We start from the raw sequence: 17,881 nt of genomic DNA, 5'->3' as shown, positions 1-17,881 counted from the left end.
TCACCGAATGCCCCGCGCCTTTGCCGGCGCGGGGTTGTTTCCCCCCAAGATAGGTACCTCACGTAATGGACAACCGAACCAAAGCCCTGAACCTGGTTCCGATGGTGGTCGAGCAGACCAGCCGCGGCGAGCGTGCCTACGACATCTATTCGCGCCTGTTGAAGGAGCGCCTGATCTTCCTCGTGGGCCCGATCGACGATCACATGGCCAACGTGGTGGTGGCGCAGTTGCTGTTCCTGGAATCGGAAAACCCGGAAAAGGACATCAACATCTACATCAACTCGCCGGGTGGCGTGGTCACCGCCGGCATGGCGATCTACGACACCATGCAGTACATCAAGCCGAATGTGAGCACCACCTGCATCGGCCAGGCGGCCTCGATGGGCGCCCTGCTGCTGGCCGCCGGTGAAGCCGGCAAGCGCTACGCGCTGCCGAATTCGCGCGTGATGATCCACCAGCCGCTGGGCGGCTACCAGGGCCAGGCCACCGACATCGACATCCACGCGCGTGAGATCCTGACCCTGCGTTCGCGCCTGAACGAGGTGCTGGCCAAGCACACCGGCCAGTCGCTGGAGACGATCGCCCGTGACACCGAGCGCGACAACTTCAAGAGCGCCTTCGAAGCGCAGGCCTACGGTCTGGTCGACCAGGTCCTGGAGCGTCGTCCGGATGAGTCGATCCAGGCCGGTTGACCGGCCTTCACGGGGCCCGGCAGGCCCCGTTCCTGCAGGGTCGGGCGGGACTGGTGTCCCCTCGGCCCTGTGCTATTCTCGAATCGAACCCCCGTTCAGCGGGTGGGGTAACTGGGTAAGCGAAGCATGAGCGAAGACCGCCAAGGTCGTTCCACGGACACCGGCAAGATCCTCTACTGCTCTTTCTGCGGCAAGAGCCAGCATGAAGTGCGCAAGCTGATTGCGGGTCCGAGCGTATTCATCTGCGATGAGTGCGTGGAGCTGTGCAACGACATCATCCGTGAGGAACTCGAGGAAAAGGCGCAGTCGGCGCGCAGTTCGCTGCCCAAGCCGCGCGAGATCCTCGAGGTTCTCGACCAGTACGTGATCGGCCAGAACCGCGCCAAGCGCACCCTGGCCGTGGCCGTGTACAACCACTACAAGCGCATCGAGAGCCGGCAGAAGAACGACGACGTCGAACTGGCGAAGTCGAACATCCTGCTGGTCGGCCCGACCGGTTCGGGCAAGACGCTGCTGGCCGAGACCCTGGCCCGCCTGCTCAACGTGCCGTTCACCATGGCCGACGCCACCACGCTGACCGAAGCCGGTTACGTGGGCGAGGACGTGGAGAACATCATCCAGAAGCTGCTGCAGAAGTGCGACTACGACGTCGAGAAGGCGCAGCAGGGCATCGTCTACATCGATGAGATCGACAAGATCTCGCGCAAGAGCGAGAACCCGTCGATCACCCGCGATGTGTCCGGCGAAGGCGTGCAGCAGGCCCTGCTGAAGCTGATCGAAGGCACCGTGGCCAGTGTTCCGCCGCAGGGCGGCCGCAAGCATCCGCAGCAGGAATTCCTGCAGGTGGACACCAAGAACATCCTGTTCATCTGCGGCGGCGCGTTCGCCGGGCTGGACAAGGTGATCCAGGCCCGTTCCACCGACGTCGGCAGCATCGGCTTCGGCGCCAAGGTCAAGAGCAGCGAGCGCAAGCAGGAAGTGGGCAAGGTGCTGGCCGAAGTCGAGCCGGAAGACCTGATCAAGTTCGGCCTGATTCCCGAGTTCGTCGGCCGCCTGCCGGTGGTGGCGACCCTGGAAGAGCTGGACGAGCCGGCCCTGATCAAGATCCTGACCGAGCCGAAGAACGCCATCACCAAGCAGTTCAAGAAGCTGTTCGAGATGGAGAACGTCGAGCTGGAGTTCCGTCCGGACGCGTTGTCGGCCATCGCCAGGAAGGCGCTCAAGCGCAAGACCGGCGCCCGTGGCCTGCGCACCATCGTCGAATCGGTCCTGCTGGACACCATGTACGACCTGCCGTCGCAGGAAAACGTCAGCAAGGTGGTGGTGGACGAGTCGGTGATCGAGCACAAGTCCGAGCCGTACCTGATCTACCAGACCCCCGCGGCCCCTGAACAGAAGGCCGCAGGCGCCGAGTGATCCTTCCAGGTTGTTGATTGGAAAGGATTTTCAAGGAATGCCTTGCATCTGAAAGCCGATGGCCCCATAACGGGGCCATCGGCTTTTTTTGTCTCCGGAAGATGCCCTCCCGGAGGCGGTTTTCCCCTTCCCTGGAGCCCCCATGGCCCGTTCCCCAAGTGAAACCCTCGACCTGCCGGTCCTGCCGCTGCGCGACGTAGTGGTGTTCCCGCACATGGTCATCCCGCTGTTCGTCGGCCGTGACAAGTCCATGCACGCGCTTGAACAGGCAATGGAATCGGACAAGCGCATCCTGCTGCTGGCGCAGAAGTCGGCCGAGACCGACGACCCGCATGCGGCCGACCTCTACCAGGTCGGCACGCTGGCGCAGGTGCTGCAGCTGCTGAAGCTGCCCGACGGCACCATCAAGGTGCTGGTTGAAGGCCTGTCGCGCGTTCAGGTCACCCACGTCGACGAGCGCAACGGCTCGCTGCACGGCCAGGCCGTGGAGATTGATGCCACCGACGAGCGTGAAGCCCGCGAGGTCGAGGCGATCGCCCGCTCGCTGATGTCGCTGTTCGAGCAGTACGTGAAGACCAACCGCAAGCTGCCGCCGGAACTGCTGCAGACGCTGTCGGGCATCGATGAGCCGGCGCGCCTGGCCGACACCATCGCCGCGCATATCAGCGTGCGCCTGGCCGACAAGCAGCGCCTGCTGGAAACGCTGGCCGTGGGTGACCGCCTGGAGATGCTGGTCGGCCTGGTCGACGGCGAGATCGACGTGCAGCAGATGGAGAAGCGCATCCGCGGCCGCGTGAAGTCGCAGATGGAGAAGAGCCAGCGCGAGTACTACCTCAACGAACAGATGAAGGCCATCCAGAAGGAACTGGGTGACCTGGACGACGCGCCGGGCGAGCTGGAAGAACTGGCCCGCAAGATTGCCGAAGCCGGCATGCCGAAGGCCGTTGAAGCCAAGGCGCGCAACGAACTGAACAAGCTCAAGCAGATGTCGCCGATGTCGGCCGAAGCGGCGGTCGTGCGCAACTACCTGGAGTGGCTGCTGGGCGTGCCGTGGAAGAAGCGCAGCAAGGTGCGCAAGGACCTGAAGGCCGCGCAGGAGACCCTCGACGCCGATCACTACGGCCTGGAGAAGGTCAAGGAACGCATCCTTGAATACCTGGCGGTGCAGTCGCGCGTGAAGCAGATGAAGGGCCCGATCCTGTGCCTGGTCGGGCCGCCGGGCGTGGGCAAGACCTCGCTGGGCCAGTCCATCGCCAAGGCCACCAACCGCAAGTTCGTGCGCATGTCGCTGGGCGGCGTCCGCGACGAAGCCGAGATCCGTGGCCATCGCCGTACCTATGTGGGTTCGATGCCGGGCCGCATCGTGCAGAACCTCAACAAGGTCGGCAGCAAGAACCCGCTGTTCGTGCTCGACGAGATCGACAAGATGTCGATGGATTTCCGCGGCGACCCGTCGTCGGCGCTGCTGGAAGTGCTCGACCCGGAGCAGAACAACGCGTTCAACGACCACTACCTGGAAGTGGACCTGGACCTGTCCGAAGTGATGTTCGTGGCCACCTCGAACTCGCTGAACATCCCGGGCCCGCTGCTGGACCGCATGGAAGTGATCCGCATCCCCGGCTACACCGAGGATGAGAAGCTCAACATCGCCACCCGCTACCTGGTGCCCAAGCAGATCAAGGCCAACGGCCTGCAGCCGGAAGAACTGGAGATCGGCAGCGATGCCATCCAGGACATCGTGCGCTACTACACGCGCGAATCGGGCGTGCGCAACCTGGAACGCGAGATCGCCAAGATCTGCCGCAAGGTGGTGAAGGAGATCGCGCTGGCCGGCCCGCAGCCGGTGAAGGCAAAGAAGGGTGCCAAGAAGAAGGCGCTGGTGAGCGTGTCCAGCAAGAACCTGGACAAGTACCTGGGCGTGCGTCGCTTCGACTTCGGCCGTGCCGAGGAAGAGAACGAGATCGGCCTGGTCACCGGCCTGGCCTGGACCGAAGTCGGTGGCGATCTGCTGCAGATCGAATCGACGCTGGTGCCGGGCAAGGGCCAGCTGATCCTGACCGGCCAGCTCGGCAACGTGATGAAGGAATCGGCGTCGGCGGCGTTGTCGGTGGTGCGCTCGCGCGCGGTCGGCTTCGGCATCGACAGCGACTTCCTGCAGAAGCACGACGTGCACCTGCACGTGCCGGACGGTGCCACGCCGAAGGACGGCCCCAGTGCCGGTGCGGCGATGGTCACCTCGCTGGTGTCGATGCTGACCAAGGTGCCGGTGCGTGCCGACGTGGCGATGACCGGCGAGATCACCCTGCGCGGTCGTGTCACCGCCATTGGTGGCCTGAAGGAGAAGCTGCTGGCTGCGCTGCGCGGCGGCATCCGCACGGTCATCATTCCGGAAGAGAACCGCAAGGACCTTGCTGACATCCCGGCCAACGTCACCCGCGATCTGAAGATCGTGCCGGTGAAGTACATCGAAGAAGTGCTGGACCTGGCACTGGAGCGTCCGTTGGCACCGAAGAAGGCGCGCAAGAGTGCGCAACGTGTCACGGTGCGGAGCAAGGCCAAACCGAGTGGAAACGCGCGCGTCAAGCATTGACGCGCGCTGTCCAATGGCCCGAAACCCGCGTCGTTACTGGCTTTCCAGCTTGCGTGGGGGTAGGGCCGCTGGTATAAAAGCAGCACTCGCGAATGAGTGATCGCTGTCAGCGATCACTGAATCGGCGAACCGTTTCCACATGGCGGCCGCATGCAGAAGGCGTGCGGTTGCTTCCCTGTCGAATCCGCGGAACCCACCGCCAAAGGAGTTGTAGAGAATGAACAAGACCGAATTGATCGATGCCGTTGCTGAAGCTGCCGACCTGACCAAGGCCGAGTCCAGCCGCGCTGTCGATGCCGTCGTTGCTGCCGTCACCAAGGCGCTGAAGGACGGCGATGCGGTCACCCTGGTTGGCTTCGGTACCTTCCAGGTCCGCGACCGTGCTGCCCGCACCGGCCGCAACCCGAAGACCGGCGACACCATCAAGATCGCTGCTTCGAAGAATCCGTCGTTCAAGGCTGGCAAGGCCCTGAAGGATGCTGTAAACTAAGCGGCTCGCTGGGGTGCTTAGCTCAGCGGTAGAGCGTCTCCTTTACACGGAGAGGGTCGGGGGTTCGAAACCCTCAGCACCCACCACAGCACCGCGGTAAAAGTTTGAGTGTGGAGCGGTAGTTCAGCTGGTTAGAATGCTGGCCTGTCACGCCGGAGGTCGCGGGTTCGAGTCCCGTCCGCTCCGCCATTCAACGAGGCCTCCGGCCAAAAGCTGGAGGCTTTGTTTTCTTCCCGGTCCAGGCCGGCGGAAAACAAGAAAGGTAACAACGCGGAGCGGTAGTTCAGCTGGTTAGAATGCTGGCCTGTCACGCCGGAGGTCGCGGGTTCGAGTCCCGTCCGCTCCGCCATTACAACGAGGCCCCCGGTCTGAAGCCGGGGGCCTTGTCTTCTCCCCGGAAGGTTCGGGAAGAAGGCGAAAAGGTTTTTGCAAGAACGGAGCGGTAGTTCAGCTGGTTAGAATGCTGGCCTGTCACGCCGGAGGTCGCGGGTTCGAGTCCCGTCCGCTCCGCCATTGCAGAATTCTTAAGTCCCTGTGAAAAAACTTTGAAAAAAGTGTTCATCGGGCTGGGTTTCCAGAGAGTCTTCGGATATACTGGGCACCTGCAAAGTTTCAGCGCGGAGCGGTAGTTCAGCTGGTTAGAATGCTGGCCTGTCACGCCGGAGGTCGCGGGTTCGAGTCCCGTCCGCTCCGCCAACTCTAAAAGCCCTCGGCACACGCCGGGGGCTTTTTCTTTGTGCGCTCGCGAAGAGGCGCGCAGGCCGCGCCGGTGCTGCTTTTGGTCCCTGCGGCGAAGCGGGTTACACTGCCGGGCTCGCCAATCAGGCCTTGTGATTCCTCACCATGCTGCAGAAACTCCGCGACAAGACCTCAGGCTGGATCGTCACCGTGATCCTGGGGCTGCTGATGATTCCGTTCCTGTTCGTGATCGACAACAGCTACCTTGGTGGCGTTGGCGCTCAGAACGTGGCCAAGGTTTCCGCACCTCCGACCTGGTGGCGTTCGGCGCCGTCGTGGTGGCCGGTGCGCATGCTGTGGCAGCACCACGAGATCAGCGCGCAGGATTTCCGCACCCGTTTCGAGCAGGAACGCATGCGCGAGCGCCAGCAGCAGGGCGAGAACTTCGACCCGCGCGCGTTCGAAAGCACCGAAAACAAGCTGGCCGTGCTCGACCAGCTGATCGACGAGCAGGTCGTGCGCCTGGTGGGTGAGCAGGCCGGTGTCGTGATCGGCGATGGTGCCGTGCGCGAGTACATCGCCACCATCCCGGCCTTCCTCGATTCGAACGGCAAGTTCAACGAGAACAACTATCGCCTGGCGCTGGCCGGTGGCAATCCGCCGCGTACCCCGACCCAGTTCCAGGAACTGGTGCGTGAGAGCCTGCAGCAGTCGGTGATTCCGTCGGGCCTGCAGAACTCCGGTTTCGTCACCCAGTCCGAGACCGAGCGCCTGCTGAAGCTGCTGGGCGAGACCCGTGACGTCGAGCTGGCCGCGCTGCCGGAAGTGCCGGCCGATACCGCGCCGGTCACCGATGCGCAGATCAAGCAGTGGTATGACAGCCACGGCAAGGATTTCCGCCAGGCCGAGAGCGTGTCGCTGGAGTATGTCGAGATCAACGGCGGCAACCTGCCGGCACCGTCCGCGGCCGACGAAGCGACCCTGCGCAAGCGCTATGAAGACGAGAAGGCGAAGTTCACCTCGCCGGAGCAGCGCCAGGCCGCGCACATCCTGATCACCGGCGACGGTGCCGAAGCCAAGGCCAACAAGATTGCCGCCGAAGCCAAGGCCGCCGGCGCCGACTTCGCCGCGCTGGCCAAGGCCAACTCGGAAGATCCGGGCTCGAAGGCGCAGGGCGGTGACCTGGGTTGGGTCGAGCGTGGCGCGATGGTCAAGCCGTTCGAAGACGCACTGTTCGCCGCCAAGGCCGGCGACGTGATCGGCCCGGTCAAGACCGACTTCGGCTACCACATCATCAAGGTGGCCGCTGTGCGCGGTGGCCAGGGCAAGTCGTTCGAGGAAGTGCGTGACACGCTGGCCGCCGAGCAGCTGAAGGCCGATGGTGAGCGCGGCTTCAACGAGCTGGCTGGCCGCCTGGTCGACGCCATCAACAAGAGCCCGAGCGATCTGGCGGCTGCAGCCAAGGAAGTGAACCTGCCGCTGCAGACCCTGGGCCCGATCACCCGCGCCACCGCCAGCGGCATCGCCGCTGATCCGGCGGTGCTGCGCGCCGCCTTCTCCGACGTGCTGGTACAGGATGGCACCGCCAGCGACCCGATCGCCCTGGGCGGCGCCAGCAACCACAGTGTGGTCATCCGCGTCTCCGCGCATACGCCGGAGCAGGCGATGCCGCTGGACAAGGCCCGCGAGCAGGTGATTGCCGCGATCCGCGCCGATCGCCAGCGCCAGGCCAGCGACAAGGCTGCTGACGCCGTGCTGGCCAAGCTGAAGGGCGGCGCCACCCTGCAGTCGCTGGCAGCCAGCGAGAAGCTGCAGCTGAGCCCGATGCCGGGCCTGCCGCGCAGCCAGCCGGTGCCGACCCCGGACATCCACCGCGCGATCTTCAGTGCGCCGGCGCCGGTCAATGGCAAGCCGAGCTACGGCAAGGTTGACGTGAACGGCCACGCGCTGCTGTTCGCGGTGAACAAGATCAACCCGGGCGACATCAAGGAAGTGACCGCCGAGCAGCAGAAGCAGCTGAAGGACCAGCTGAGCCAGATCGATGGCATGGCGGCAGCCAAGGCCTACGTCGAGGCCATGCGCAAGAAGTTCGTGGTCCAGACCACCGAAGCCAACCTGTAAGCCCCGCGGCGAGCAGGAACGAAAAGGCCCGGCATTGCCGGGCCTTTTTTGTGGAGCCGGTTGGCGCCGAACTTGCTCGACCGCCTTTTGTAGAGTCGAGCTTGCTCGACTGGATACACAAAAACAGTCGAGCAAGCTCGACTCTACGGGCGATGTATCGAGGGCAAGAAAAAAGCCGAGCATGGGCTCGGCTCCAAGGGCAGTGCCTGGCTGGCGCGTCAGTCTTCGACGCGCAGCACCGCACCGGGCTTCAGCACGCTGCTGCCGCTCAGGCCGTTGAGCGAGAGCAGGGCCTTCACCGGCATGCCGTAGCGACGGGCGATGGTCCAGGCCGACTCGCCATCACGTACGGTGTGGCGACGGCTGCGCGGGCGGTCGGCGATTGCGGCAACGGTCTTGGCGACCGTCGGCGTGGGCACAGCAGTGGCCGCCGGGACCGCGCTGGCGACCAGCGCGGTCGCCGCCTCCGTGACCGTCGCATTGGCGGCCGAGACAGGAGCCAGCACGCGGGTCGTGCCGGAAGCGCGGCCGCCCGATGCCAGCGCGGGGTTGAGCCGGGCGATCTTCGCCGGGTCCAGGGCGCGCTGTGCGGCCCACTGCTGGACGCTGGTGCCGGCCGGCAGGGTGTGGTCCTTCAGCACCGGCACGGTGCGGTCCAGCGAGGCCATCACGCCGGGCTGGTCTTCCACGTCTTCCAGCACGCAGGCCAGGGCATGCAGCTTCTCGACGTAGGCATGGGTGACCGGGGACAGGCCCGGCAATGCCGAGGGCTTGGCGTTCTGCGCATTCATGCCGGCCTTGCGCATGGACTGCAGCACGCGGTACTCGCCGGCGTTGTAGGCCATGGTGGCCAGGCGCCAGTCGCCGCCGAACATGCCGTGCAGGGTCTTCAGGTAGCGCACCGCGGCCTGGGTCGAATCGACGGCCGACAGGCGGCCGTCATAGCCGTTGGCCATCGGCACGCGATGGTTGCGCGCGGTGGTGGCGATGAACTGCCACAGGCCGGTCGGGCCACTGCCATTGCGGGCATTGGGCCGGTAGCCGCTTTCCACGAACGGAATCAGTGCGAATTCGGTCGGCAGGTTGGCCTTGCGCAGTTCTTCGACCACGTAGCCGAACAACACCAGTGCATCATCATCCTGGTTGGCCAGGCGCGAGGGGGCGTGGGCGAACTGCTTCTGCCAGCGCGGGCTGGTGGCCTCGGCGTCACAGCGGGGTTCGGCCAGGCCGTCGCGGAAGCTGGTGAAGATTTCCTGGCCATTGCGTACCGAGGCGGCCGGCAGCGTGGACGGATCCAGCGGCAGCGCCGCGGCAGCGGTCAGGTTCTGGCTGATGCCGGCGCCCAGCGACTGCGCGCCCGCGGTTCCGGCCAGCCCCAGGGCAAGGCCCAGGGCCAGCGGCAGACTTCGGCGCATCATGCGCGGAAGCCGTCTTTCCAGTGCCGGAGACCGGCCATCACGTCGACGTCGTCCACGACGTCACGGCCCAGGTGTGCCGATACCGACGCACGAATCGGCGTCGCGTGCACACGCAGGAAGGGATTGCAGTCGAGTTCGTTGGCCAGGGTTACCGGCAGGGTGGAACGGTCATCGCGGCGCATGGCCAAAGCCTCCTCTTGGCGCTGCCACAGGGCAGCGTTGGCGGGGTCGACATGCCGCGCGAAGACGGCATTTGACACGGTGTACTCATGAGCGCAACAAAGCAGCAGTTGCGCGGGCAAGGCACCCAGCTTGCGCATCGATGCCAGAAGCTGGGACGGCGTACCTTCGAACAGACGTCCACAGCCCAGGCTGAACAACGAATCTCCGCTGAAAAGATGTTCAGCAGTGTGAAACGCGATGTGGCTGCGGGTATGCCCGGGCACGGATAGTACGTGGAACATCCGGCCCAGTGCCTGAACGCGTTCACCTTCGCCGACCCGTTCGGTGGCCGTGGGGATGCGCTCCTCGACGGGGGCGATCACCCGCACGCCGGGAAAACGGGCCTGCAGCGCGGGCACGCCACCAATGTGGTCGTCGTGGTGGTGGGTGAGCAGGATCGTGTCCACGCGCAGGCCCTGATCGGCCAGCGCGAGCACCGGCGCAGCATCGCCGGGGTCGACGACCACGGCGGCGCCATCGTCGTCGATCAGCGTCCAGATGTAGTTATCCGCAAATGCGGGCAGGGCAGTCAGTCGCATAGAATTGGACCATGCCCGCGCTGCAGAGCACCCGTCAAGCGAGCCAGACCCCGTGGTTCGACAGTGAACCGGCGGCGGCGTTGCGCGTGCTGGAGCGGCAATTGCTGCTGCCGCAGCTGTCGGTGTTGCCGTCCCAGCCCTGGTTGTGGATCGCGCCGAGTGCGGCCTGGCTGGACGACGCACAGCTGGGGGGGCGCGGCCTGCGACTGCACCGGCACGGCCACGGCTATGCCGGCGATACCCGCTGCGCGTTGCCGCTGCCGCTGGCCAACGAGAGCGTCAATGCGATCGTGCTGCAGCATGTCACCGCCGCCGATGCCGACCTGCTGCTCGACGAGTGCGAGCGCGTGCTGATGCCGGGCGGCCACCTGTGGCTGAGCAGCCTCAATCCGTTCAGCCCGTACCGCACGCGCTGGCGCCAGCATGGGCTGGTGGTGCGTACGCCGCAGCGGATCCGCCTGCTGCTCGGCCGGCATGGGCTGGAATGCGACGATATGCGTTACCTCGGCCCGCTCTGGCGCGGCGCCGGCAGCCGCCGCCCGGGCGGTTGGGCGCCGCTGCGCGCGGCCTGCCTGTTCCATGCGGAAAAACGCACGCTGGCCCTGCCCGGGCCGAAACCGTTGCCGGTGCGTTGGCACGGCACCGTTGCTACCTGATCTGGAGTTGTATTGAAAACCATCGAAATCCACACCGACGGATCCTGCCTCGGCAATCCAGGTCCTGGCGGCTGGGCCGCGCTGCTGCGCTACAAGGGCCATGAGCGCGAACTGAGTGGCGGCGAAGCGCATACCACCAACAACCGGATGGAGCTGATGGCGGCCATTTCCGGGCTGGAGACGCTGACCGAGCCCTGCAACATCGTGCTCTACACCGACTCGCAGTACGTGCGGCAGGGCCTGACCCAGTGGATGCCGGGCTGGATCCGCAAGAACTGGAAGACCGCTGGCGGCGACCCGGTGAAGAACCGCGAGCTGTGGGAGCGACTGCATGCGGCCACGCTGCGGCACCAGATCGACTGGCGCTGGGTGAAAGGCCACTCCGGCGATCCGGACAATGAGCGGGTGGATACCCTGGCGCGCAACGCGGCCATCCAGATCCGCGACTCCAGCCCGGTAAACTGAGCCCATGCGTCAGATCATCCTCGATACCGAAACCACCGGCCTGGAGTGGAAGAAGGGCAACCGCATCGTCGAAATCGGCTGCGTGGAGCTGTTCAAGCGCCGCCCGACCGGCAACAACTATCACCAGTACATCAAGCCGGACTGCGAGTTCGAACAGGGCGCGCAGGAAGTCACCGGGCTGACCCTGGAGTTCCTCGACGACAAGCCCGGTTTCGCGCAGATCGCCGACGAGTTCCTGGCCTTCATCGATGGCGCCGAGCTGATCATCCACAACGCGGCATTCGACCTGGGCTTCCTCGACAACGAGCTGTCGCTGCTGGGGCCGCAGTACGGGAAGATCACCGACCGCTGCACGGTGATCGATACCCTGGTGATGGCGCGCGAGCGCTTCCCGGGCCAGCGCAACTCGCTGGATGCACTGTGCAAGCGGCTAGGCGTGGACAACTCGCACCGCGCATTGCACGGCGGCCTGCTCGATGCGCAGATCCTGGGCGATGTCTACATTGCGCTGACCTCGGGCCAGGAAGAGATCGGCTTCGGCCTGGGCGATGAGGACGGCGGTGGCGCAGGTGCAGCGCTGCAGGCGTTCGATACCAGCAAACTGCTGCCGCGCCCGCGGGTGATGGCGACGCCATCGGAACTGGAGGCGCACGCTGCGCGCCTGGAACGGCTGCGCAAGAAGGCCGGCCACGCGCTGTGGGATGGCCCGAAGCTGGAAGAACCCGCCAGCGCGTAATGCACTTGGGTAGTGCCGGCCGCTGGCCGGCATCTGCGTGATACGCGGTTTCCCGGTGAGCCGGCCAGCGGCCGGCACTACCGCATCCACGCACGGCGTGGATCTACGGGCTAATGGCAGCGCACCAGGATCACGCTGATGTTGTCGCGGCCGCCGCCATCGAGCGCGGCGGCGACCAGCGTGTCCACGCATTCCTGCGCGCTGGCGTCCTCGAACGCCAGGGTGCGGGCGATGCCGCGGTCGTCCACTTCCTCGGTGAGGCCGTCACTGCACAGCAGCAGCTGCATGCCCGGGCGAAGCTCACCGCTGGTGGTGGCCACGTTCAGATGCGCCGGATCGGTCACGCCCAGGGCCTGGGTGACCACGTTGCGATGCGGATGCGCGCGCGCCTGTTCGGCGGTCAGGTTGCCCTGCGCGACCAGTTCCTGCACCACGCTGTGATCCTGGCTGAGCTGGGCCAGCTGGCCATCGCGCCACAGGTAGGCACGGCTGTCGCCCACCCACGCCACTTCATAGCGGTTGCCCTGCACGCGCGCGGCAACGACGGTGGTACCCATCGGCAGGGTGTCGTTGCGCCGCCGCGAGGCGCGGATGATTTCTTCGTCGGCGGTGCGGATGGCCTGAACCAGCGGCGCGCCGCGGCGGATTTCGCGCACGATGGTTTCGCGCGCCAGCGCACTGGCTACTTCACCGCAGGCATGCCCGCCCATGCCATCGGCCACCAGCCACAGGGCCAGCTCAGTGTCACCGTAGTAGGTGTCCTCGTTGAGCTCGCGGCGCATGCCGGGGTGGGTGAGGTGTCCGAATTCGATCATGGTGGGCAGGGGCGGGGTAATGCTGGGGAGACGGGCATCATCGGGCGGCTGCAGGCATCCGGCAAGGCGTGCGCTCAGGAAATTTTCACTTCATTGGCCGCAATGACTTGTCGTCGGCCTCACTTCCTCGTATGATGCGCGTCCCCGGTCCGCCGGGGACCACCCGGAGAGGTGGCAGAGTGGTTGAATGTACCTGACTCGAAATCAGGCAGGCGTTTATAGCGCCTCGGGGGTTCGAATCCCCCCCTCTCCGCCAGATAAAGAAAAAGGGCTGCCGAAAGGCGGCCCTTTTTCTTTATCTGGCGTGGGACGCGCCGCGCTCTGCACGTCGCCCCACACGTTGCTGCGCAACCTGTGGGCCCCTCCCTTTGCCTGCCTCTCCCCGCCCCTGTCGGGGCAGCCCCTCAACAGAGGGGCTTGTTCCTCCAGATGCATCGGTAGATCCACCCCATGCGTGGAGGCTGTTCCTGCCGAGCTGAACCATCCACGCATGGCGTGGATCTACCCATTCCGTCGCGAGCTGCGGGTTAAACTGCCTGCATCAACTGCTGGAGCTTTCCCCATGACCGCTGAAATCCTCGTGCCCGTTTCCTTTGGCGAGCTGCTGGACAAGATCTCGATCCTGCAGATCAAGTCCGAGCGCATTGGCGACGAGGCCAAGCTGGCCAATGTGCGCAAGGAGCTGTCGGCGCTGGAGAAGACCTGGATGGCACACCCGGCGGCGGTGAAGGACGTCGCCAAGCTGCGCGCCGACCTGAAGGAGGTCAACGAGCAGCTGTGGGACATCGAGGACGACATCCGGCTGAAGGAGAAGGCGCAGGCGTTCGACCAGGGCTTCATCGACCTGGCGCGCAGCGTCTACCTGCGCAACGACGAGCGCGCGCGTATCAAGAAGGCGATCAACCTGGCGCTCGGTTCGGCCTACGTGGAAGAGAAGTCCTACCAGGATTACGCGCAGCGCGCGTAATCCCGGCCAAGGGGGCAGATCCACGCCATGCGTGGATGGGCCTGCCACTCACCCCAGGTGGTCGGCGACGTAGCGCTCGAAGGCGGCGATGCCGTCTTCGACGGTGATCAGTTCCATCACATCATCGAACTCGATCTTGGTGCCCCACTTCAGATCGGCGGCCTGCTTGGCGAGGTACTTGCGCGCAGCGTCGTCGTAGCGATCCACGCAGTAACGGCGGTCCGAGTACGGGCCGCTGCGGTTCGGGTTGCTGGCCGCGTGCAGGCCCAGCACCTTCGCGCCCATCGCGTTGGCGATGTGCATGGGGCCCGAATCCGGCGTCATCACCAGGTTGGCGCGGGCGAGCAGGGCGGGCAACTGCTTGAGCGTGTCCTTGCCGACCAGGTCCAGTGCCGGTGTGTGCAGCTGCGCCTGGATCGCATCGGCCATGCTGCGCTCCAGCTCGCTGCGGCCACCGCACAGCACCACCTGCCAGCCGCGCTGGGCAGCATGGTTGGCCACGGCGGCGTAGCGGTCGGCATACCAGTTGCGGCGCACGTGGCTGGAACACGGCGAGATCATCAGCACCGGGCGGCCATCGTCCTGCCACTGCGCAGCGGCCCACTCATGGGCAGACGGTGGCACGGCCAGGTCCCAGCTGACCTCGGTCTGGCGCAGGCCCAGCGGCTCGCAGAAGCTGCCGATGGCATCGAGCACGTGGATGCCAGGACGGTCGGGGATGCGCTCGTTGATGAAGAGCCCATGCAGATCCTTGGAACGGCTGCGGTCGTAGCCGATGCGGCGTTCGGCGGGAATGAAGGCCGACAGCAGGTTGGCCCGGAACGCGACCTGCATCTGCAGCAGCGCTTCGAAGCGTCCTGGCGGCAGTTGCCTGCGCAGTTCCTTGACGCCGGCCATGCCGCTCTTCTTGTCGTAGGCATGGAAGGTGACGCCGGGCAGGCCATCGAGCAGCTTCTGGCCGACCTTGTCGATGATCCAGTGAATCGGCGTGTCCGGACGCGCAGCCTGCAGCGTGCGCACCAAGGGCACCACGTGGGTGACATCGCCGAGTGCGGACAGGCGCAGGAGGCACAAGGAGGAGGACGCTGATGCCATGTGTTGTTAGACTCAATGAAATGGTCGCATTCGACGCCAATGAAGCGCTGACGCCATGCCGCGAGGGTCGCGGCATCGGGGCCATTCTGTTCGACCGCGAGCGGCTGCGGCAAGCCGAGATCGGCCTGTTCTCGCCCCAGCATTGGGGCAGCAGGGCCCGCCCGGTGGGTGAAGGCGGTCGTGGCAGCGCCTGGTTCATCGATGCGCCGTTCGGCGCCAGCGTGCTGCGCCACTACCTGCGCGGCGGCATGGCGGCCAGGATCAGCCACGACCAGTACCTCTGGCGCGGCGCGGACCGCACCCGCAGCTTTGCCGAGTTCCGGCTGATGCGCGCGCTGCGCGAGAAGAAGCTGCCGGTGCCCCGGCCACTGGCAGCCTTCTACATGCGCGAGGGCCTGCGCTACCGGGCCGCGATCCTGATGGAGCGGATCGAGGGCGTCCGCTCGCTGGCCGACCGCGCGCTGGTCGCCGGCCGGGGCGCACCGTGGGAGGAGACCGGGCGGCTGATCGCCCGCTTCCACCGTGCCGGCCTGGACCATGCCGACCTCAACGCGCACAACATCCTGTTCGATGGCAGCGGGCACGGCTGGTTGATCGACTTCGACCGCGGGGTGATCCGCATCCCGGCCACTGCCTGGCGTGAACGCAATCTCAAGCGACTGCTGCGCTCGCTGATCAAGCTGCGCGGCGAGCGCAGCGTGGAAGACGTGCAGAAGGATTACGCGCGGCTGCGCCGCGCCTATGACATGGCCTGGAACCGGGGCACCTGATGGACTGGTCGTTGCGTTTCCTTGGCGTCGGCAATGCGTCGGCGGTCGAGCTGGGGTCGCCGATGTCGGTGATCGAGCGCGATGGCCGTCCGTGGCTGACCATCGATTGCGGCGGTGAAGGCCTGACCGCGTTCAAGGCGCACTACGGGCACATGCCGCAGGCACTGTTCGTCACCCATGTGCACCTGGACCACGTGGCCGGCTTCGAACGGTTGTTCGTGGACACCTTCTTCAACGCGCACCGGCGCGGCAAGGTGCGCCTGTATGTGCCCGCCACGGTGGTGCCGCTGCTGCACAAACGCATCGGCGACTACCCGAACGTGCTGGCCGAGGGCGGTGCCAACTTCTGGGATGCCTTCCAGCTGGTCGTGGTGGGTGAGGCGTTCTGGCACGAAGGCGTGCGCCTGGAGGCGTTCCCGGTGCGCCACCACTGGCCGGAGACGGCCTATGGCCTGCGCCTGCAGGGCGCGCTGACCTGGAGTGGCGATACCCGGCCGATTCCGGAGATGCTGGCCCGCTACGCCAATGACAACGAACTGATCGCCCACGACTGCGGCCTGCACGGCAATCCGTCGCATACCGGCGTGGACGACCTGGAGCGCGAGTACAGCGCGGAGCTTCAGGCGCGGATGATGCTCTACCACTACGCCAGCGTGGCCGATGGCCAGGCGTTGGCCGCGCGCGGGTACCGCGTGGCGCAGCCGGGGCAGTGCGTGCCGCTGGCCAGCCCGACCGCACCGCACGTGCTCGCCCAAGACCCGCCGTGAACGGTACCGGCCAGCCTGCCGATGCGGTGCTGGCCGCAGAACTGGAGGCGCTGGAACGCGCGCTGCATGCGCCGCAGGTGCGGGGTGATCGCGAGTCCCTTGCGGCCCTGCTGGACGAGGATTTCAGCGAGATCGGCAGTTCCGGCCAGTGCTACGGCCGTGACGCTGCGCTGGCGGAGATTCCGCTGGAGCGGACGCAGGTGTTGATCGAGTCGGAACAGTTCGCGGTGCGGTTGTTGGCCGATGGCCTGGCCCAGGTGCGCTACCGCAGCCGTTATCACGCGGATGGGCAGGCGCAGCGCTGGGTACTGCGCAGCTCGCTGTGGCGCCGGCATGGGCAACGGTGGCGCGTGGTGTTCCATCAGGGCACGCCGGAAGCGCAGTAGCGCGGGCCATGCCCGGCGAGGAGCGCCAACCAAGGTTGGCATCCAACAGAGTGGGCATCGCCCGAAAAGGCGATGGCCCCGCCGGCTGACCTCGGCGCCCGCGTCGATCGATACCGTTGCTGCCTTCCGGCCCTGGCGGAGTTTTCGACCTAGCGTCGCGAGGGGCCGACGGGGCCACCATAGAGACGTTGGCCGCCCGGTGGGCGGCCAGTTCACGGATCAGGGAAGCAGCGCGCGATGCGCCGGAGACCACAGCCGGACTGCACATCAGCTGGCTGATGGCAGACGCGCATTCTAGCGCAGGCAGGCCCATCGGCGCCAGCTTCACGCACTGAATCGGCTGTAACCCGTTCCCGGCAACGGCGGGCGGGGCGCACCCCCGTTGCTAGAATGCCGGCCAGGAGGAACGACCTCCCCCACATCGGGACCCAATGACCAGGACGGCCTGGCCCTACCAAGAGGAGGGCCGTCATGGCCTGGATCCATCTGTTGTTCGCCGGCCTGCTGGAAATCGTCTGGGCCGTGTCCATGAAGCAATCCGCAGGCTTCACCCGGCTCACCCCGACTGTGGTCACGATCGTCGGCATGATCGCCAGTTTCTGGCTGCTGGCGATCGCCATGCGCAGCCTGCCGCTGGGCACCGCTTATACAATCTGGACCGGCATCGGTGCGGTCGGTGCGTTCGTGGTCGGCATCGTGTTTCTTGGCGAACAGGTCAGCCCGATGCGGATCGGCGCAGCGGTGCTTATCGTTTCTGGCCTGGTTTTGATGAAACTCTCCAGTAGCTGAGAGTTTATCCGGGCGGTTATATGCGCGCTCAGGATGTTTGCCGTGAATAGGGAATGTGCATTTTCGGCAAAATAAATTCATTCACGTATTTTATTTGACGCACGTCATGAAAATAATGTGGGTGATTCACGCGGCACTGTCGGCGCCCGTCGCACAGTGCCGCCATTCGTCGAGCGGAATCGGGGAGTTTTCGCTCCGACGGATACGCTGACGCGTCGTCTTCGCTGCGCGCCCGCGTGAAGATGTGAAGATTTTCAGAAGTTAATGCC

General features: G+C 65.6%; 17 protein-coding genes, 6 tRNA genes and 1 other RNA gene. 19 read left to right on the top strand and 5 right to left on the bottom strand.

The window, feature by feature from the left end; genetic code table 11:
• Positions 1-65: 65 nt before the first annotated feature.
• The 10 genes from clpP (at position 66) to N5C18_RS20545 (ending at position 7,987) form a co-directional block, all read left to right on the top strand.
• Positions 66-692, top strand: coding sequence for an ATP-dependent Clp endopeptidase proteolytic subunit ClpP (clpP, locus tag N5C18_RS20590; RefSeq protein WP_004146318.1), 627 nt, complete (start codon positions 66-68; stop codon positions 690-692).
• A 126-nt stretch (positions 693-818) separates the two neighbouring features.
• A complete protein-coding gene (gene clpX, locus N5C18_RS20585) occupies positions 819-2,108 on the top strand; it encodes an ATP-dependent Clp protease ATP-binding subunit ClpX (protein WP_004154600.1) in 1,290 nt (429 codons plus the stop codon).
• A gap of 142 nt (positions 2,109-2,250) precedes the next feature.
• Positions 2,251-4,698, top strand: a complete 2,448-nt coding sequence (gene lon / locus N5C18_RS20580) for an endopeptidase La (protein ID WP_279945522.1) — start codon at positions 2,251-2,253, stop codon at positions 4,696-4,698.
• A 217-nt stretch (positions 4,699-4,915) separates the two neighbouring features.
• Complete coding sequence (locus tag N5C18_RS20575; RefSeq protein WP_004146343.1) at positions 4,916-5,188, top strand: HU family DNA-binding protein; 273 nt, start codon at positions 4,916-4,918, stop codon at positions 5,186-5,188.
• Between the two features lie 11 nt (positions 5,189-5,199).
• Positions 5,200-5,274: transfer RNA gene (locus N5C18_RS20570), tRNA-Val, on the top strand.
• Positions 5,275-5,300: 26 nt separating this feature from the next.
• Positions 5,301-5,377, top strand: a tRNA-Asp gene (locus tag N5C18_RS20565).
• A gap of 83 nt (positions 5,378-5,460) precedes the next feature.
• A tRNA-Asp gene (locus N5C18_RS20560) sits at positions 5,461-5,537 on the top strand.
• Positions 5,538-5,624: 87 nt separating this feature from the next.
• Positions 5,625-5,701 (top strand) — tRNA-Asp (locus N5C18_RS20555).
• 106 nt (positions 5,702-5,807) lie between these two features.
• A tRNA-Asp gene (locus N5C18_RS20550) sits at positions 5,808-5,884 on the top strand.
• Positions 5,885-6,031: 147 nt separating this feature from the next.
• Entirely contained in the window at positions 6,032-7,987 is a 1,956-nt protein-coding gene (locus N5C18_RS20545) for a peptidyl-prolyl cis-trans isomerase (RefSeq protein WP_053512059.1), read from the top strand.
• Between the two features lie 218 nt (positions 7,988-8,205).
• On the opposite strand, the gene N5C18_RS20540 is transcribed toward N5C18_RS20545, so the two are convergent.
• Both N5C18_RS20540 and gloB read right to left on the bottom strand, forming a co-directional pair.
• Entirely contained in the window at positions 8,206-9,405 is a 1,200-nt protein-coding gene (locus N5C18_RS20540) for a lytic transglycosylase domain-containing protein (RefSeq protein WP_053512060.1), read from the bottom strand.
• Positions 9,402-10,166, bottom strand: a complete 765-nt coding sequence (gene gloB / locus N5C18_RS20535) for a hydroxyacylglutathione hydrolase (RefSeq protein WP_279945521.1) — start codon at positions 10,164-10,166, stop codon at positions 9,402-9,404. Before gloB ends, N5C18_RS20540 begins: the two co-directional genes overlap by 4 nt.
• An 11-nt stretch (positions 10,167-10,177) precedes the next feature.
• Between gloB and N5C18_RS20530 the strand changes: the two genes are divergently transcribed.
• The 3 genes from N5C18_RS20530 to dnaQ are packed head-to-tail and all read left to right on the top strand — an operon-like array spanning position 10,178 to position 12,023.
• The gene (locus tag N5C18_RS20530) at positions 10,178-10,822 is read left to right on the top strand and encodes a hypothetical protein (protein ID WP_053448922.1); all 645 of its coding nucleotides are present in this window, start codon (positions 10,178-10,180) and stop codon (positions 10,820-10,822) included.
• A 12-nt stretch (positions 10,823-10,834) separates the two neighbouring features.
• Positions 10,835-11,287 carry a ribonuclease HI gene (rnhA, locus tag N5C18_RS20525; protein ID WP_014036151.1) on the top strand — a complete coding sequence of 151 codons (453 nt, stop codon included), beginning with the start codon at positions 10,835-10,837 and terminating at the stop codon, positions 11,285-11,287.
• 4 nt (positions 11,288-11,291) lie between these two features.
• A complete protein-coding gene (gene dnaQ, locus N5C18_RS20520) occupies positions 11,292-12,023 on the top strand; it encodes a DNA polymerase III subunit epsilon (protein ID WP_053448923.1) in 732 nt (243 codons plus the stop codon).
• A 110-nt stretch (positions 12,024-12,133) separates the two neighbouring features.
• On the opposite strand, the gene N5C18_RS20515 is transcribed toward dnaQ, so the two are convergent.
• Complete coding sequence (locus tag N5C18_RS20515) at positions 12,134-12,838, bottom strand: protein phosphatase 2C domain-containing protein (RefSeq protein ID WP_008268107.1); 705 nt, start codon at positions 12,836-12,838, stop codon at positions 12,134-12,136.
• 165 nt (positions 12,839-13,003) lie between these two features.
• On the opposite strand from N5C18_RS20515, the gene N5C18_RS20510 reads away from it, so the two are divergent.
• Positions 13,004-13,094: transfer RNA gene (locus N5C18_RS20510), tRNA-Ser, on the top strand.
• Positions 13,095-13,400: 306 nt separating this feature from the next.
• Entirely contained in the window at positions 13,401-13,805 is a 405-nt protein-coding gene (locus tag N5C18_RS20505; RefSeq protein WP_053448924.1) for a DUF6165 family protein, read from the top strand.
• A gap of 48 nt (positions 13,806-13,853) precedes the next feature.
• Here N5C18_RS20505 and N5C18_RS20500 read toward each other — a convergent pair whose 3' ends face one another.
• Positions 13,854-14,900: a glycosyltransferase family 9 protein gene (locus N5C18_RS20500; RefSeq protein ID WP_279945520.1), complete on the bottom strand. Its 1,047-nt coding sequence runs from the start codon at positions 14,898-14,900 to the stop codon at positions 13,854-13,856.
• 20 nt (positions 14,901-14,920) lie between these two features.
• Here N5C18_RS20500 and N5C18_RS20495 point away from each other — a divergent pair, with 20 nt between their 5' ends.
• Genes N5C18_RS20495 through N5C18_RS20485 form a run of 3 tightly spaced genes read left to right on the top strand, consistent with a single transcriptional unit; the run spans position 14,921 to position 16,823 of the window.
• Positions 14,921-15,670: a 3-deoxy-D-manno-octulosonic acid kinase gene (locus tag N5C18_RS20495; protein WP_053448926.1), complete on the top strand. Its 750-nt coding sequence runs from the start codon at positions 14,921-14,923 to the stop codon at positions 15,668-15,670.
• Positions 15,670-16,437 carry an MBL fold metallo-hydrolase gene (locus N5C18_RS20490; RefSeq protein WP_279945519.1) on the top strand — a complete coding sequence of 256 codons (768 nt, stop codon included), beginning with the start codon at positions 15,670-15,672 and terminating at the stop codon, positions 16,435-16,437. The genes N5C18_RS20495 and N5C18_RS20490 overlap by 1 nt, the downstream gene beginning before the upstream one ends.
• Positions 16,434-16,823, top strand: coding sequence for a nuclear transport factor 2 family protein (locus N5C18_RS20485; protein ID WP_279945518.1), 390 nt, complete (start codon positions 16,434-16,436; stop codon positions 16,821-16,823). The genes N5C18_RS20490 and N5C18_RS20485 overlap by 4 nt, the downstream gene beginning before the upstream one ends.
• A gap of 75 nt (positions 16,824-16,898) precedes the next feature.
• Here N5C18_RS20485 and ffs read toward each other — a convergent pair.
• Positions 16,899-16,995: signal recognition particle sRNA small type (gene ffs, locus N5C18_RS20480), an RNA gene on the bottom strand.
• A gap of 299 nt (positions 16,996-17,294) precedes the next feature.
• On the opposite strand from ffs, the gene sugE reads away from it, so the two are divergent.
• Positions 17,295-17,612 (top strand): quaternary ammonium compound efflux SMR transporter SugE, encoded by a 318-nt coding sequence (gene sugE / locus N5C18_RS20475; protein WP_279945517.1) that lies wholly within the window; start codon positions 17,295-17,297, stop codon positions 17,610-17,612.
• Positions 17,613-17,881 lie beyond the last annotated feature (269 nt).

This window comes from Stenotrophomonas sp. GD03930 (assembly GCF_029839665.1).
In the GTDB taxonomy this organism is placed as follows: Bacteria; Pseudomonadota; Gammaproteobacteria; order Xanthomonadales; family Xanthomonadaceae; genus Stenotrophomonas; species Stenotrophomonas forensis.
This window is presented reverse-complemented; position numbering and strand designations above follow the sequence as displayed.

What these genes read in the sequence shown, in the direction of transcription:
- clpP (WP_004146318.1), top strand. Translation starts at nt 66, where the DNA reads ATGGACAACCGAACCAAAGCCCTGAACCTGGTTCCGATGGTGGTCGAG.
- clpX (WP_004154600.1), top strand. Translation starts at nt 819, where the DNA reads ATGAGCGAAGACCGCCAAGGTCGTTCCACGGACACCGGCAAGATCCTC.
- lon (WP_279945522.1), top strand. Translation starts at nt 2,251, where the DNA reads ATGGCCCGTTCCCCAAGTGAAACCCTCGACCTGCCGGTCCTGCCGCTG.
- N5C18_RS20575 (WP_004146343.1), top strand. Translation starts at nt 4,916, where the DNA reads ATGAACAAGACCGAATTGATCGATGCCGTTGCTGAAGCTGCCGACCTG.
- N5C18_RS20545 (WP_053512059.1), top strand. Translation starts at nt 6,032, where the DNA reads ATGCTGCAGAAACTCCGCGACAAGACCTCAGGCTGGATCGTCACCGTG.
- N5C18_RS20540 (WP_053512060.1), bottom strand. Translation starts at nt 9,405, where the DNA reads ATGATGCGCCGAAGTCTGCCGCTGGCCCTGGGCCTTGCCCTGGGGCTG.
- gloB (WP_279945521.1), bottom strand. Translation starts at nt 10,166, where the DNA reads ATGCGACTGACTGCCCTGCCCGCATTTGCGGATAACTACATCTGGACG.
- N5C18_RS20530 (WP_053448922.1), top strand. Translation starts at nt 10,178, where the DNA reads ATGCCCGCGCTGCAGAGCACCCGTCAAGCGAGCCAGACCCCGTGGTTC.
- dnaQ (WP_053448923.1), top strand. Translation starts at nt 11,292, where the DNA reads ATGCGTCAGATCATCCTCGATACCGAAACCACCGGCCTGGAGTGGAAG.
- N5C18_RS20515 (WP_008268107.1), bottom strand. Translation starts at nt 12,838, where the DNA reads ATGATCGAATTCGGACACCTCACCCACCCCGGCATGCGCCGCGAGCTC.
- N5C18_RS20505 (WP_053448924.1), top strand. Translation starts at nt 13,401, where the DNA reads ATGACCGCTGAAATCCTCGTGCCCGTTTCCTTTGGCGAGCTGCTGGAC.
- N5C18_RS20500 (WP_279945520.1), bottom strand. Translation starts at nt 14,900, where the DNA reads ATGGCATCAGCGTCCTCCTCCTTGTGCCTCCTGCGCCTGTCCGCACTC.
- N5C18_RS20495 (WP_053448926.1), top strand. Translation starts at nt 14,921, where the DNA reads ATGGTCGCATTCGACGCCAATGAAGCGCTGACGCCATGCCGCGAGGGT.
- N5C18_RS20490 (WP_279945519.1), top strand. Translation starts at nt 15,670, where the DNA reads ATGGACTGGTCGTTGCGTTTCCTTGGCGTCGGCAATGCGTCGGCGGTC.
- sugE (WP_279945517.1), top strand. Translation starts at nt 17,295, where the DNA reads ATGGCCTGGATCCATCTGTTGTTCGCCGGCCTGCTGGAAATCGTCTGG.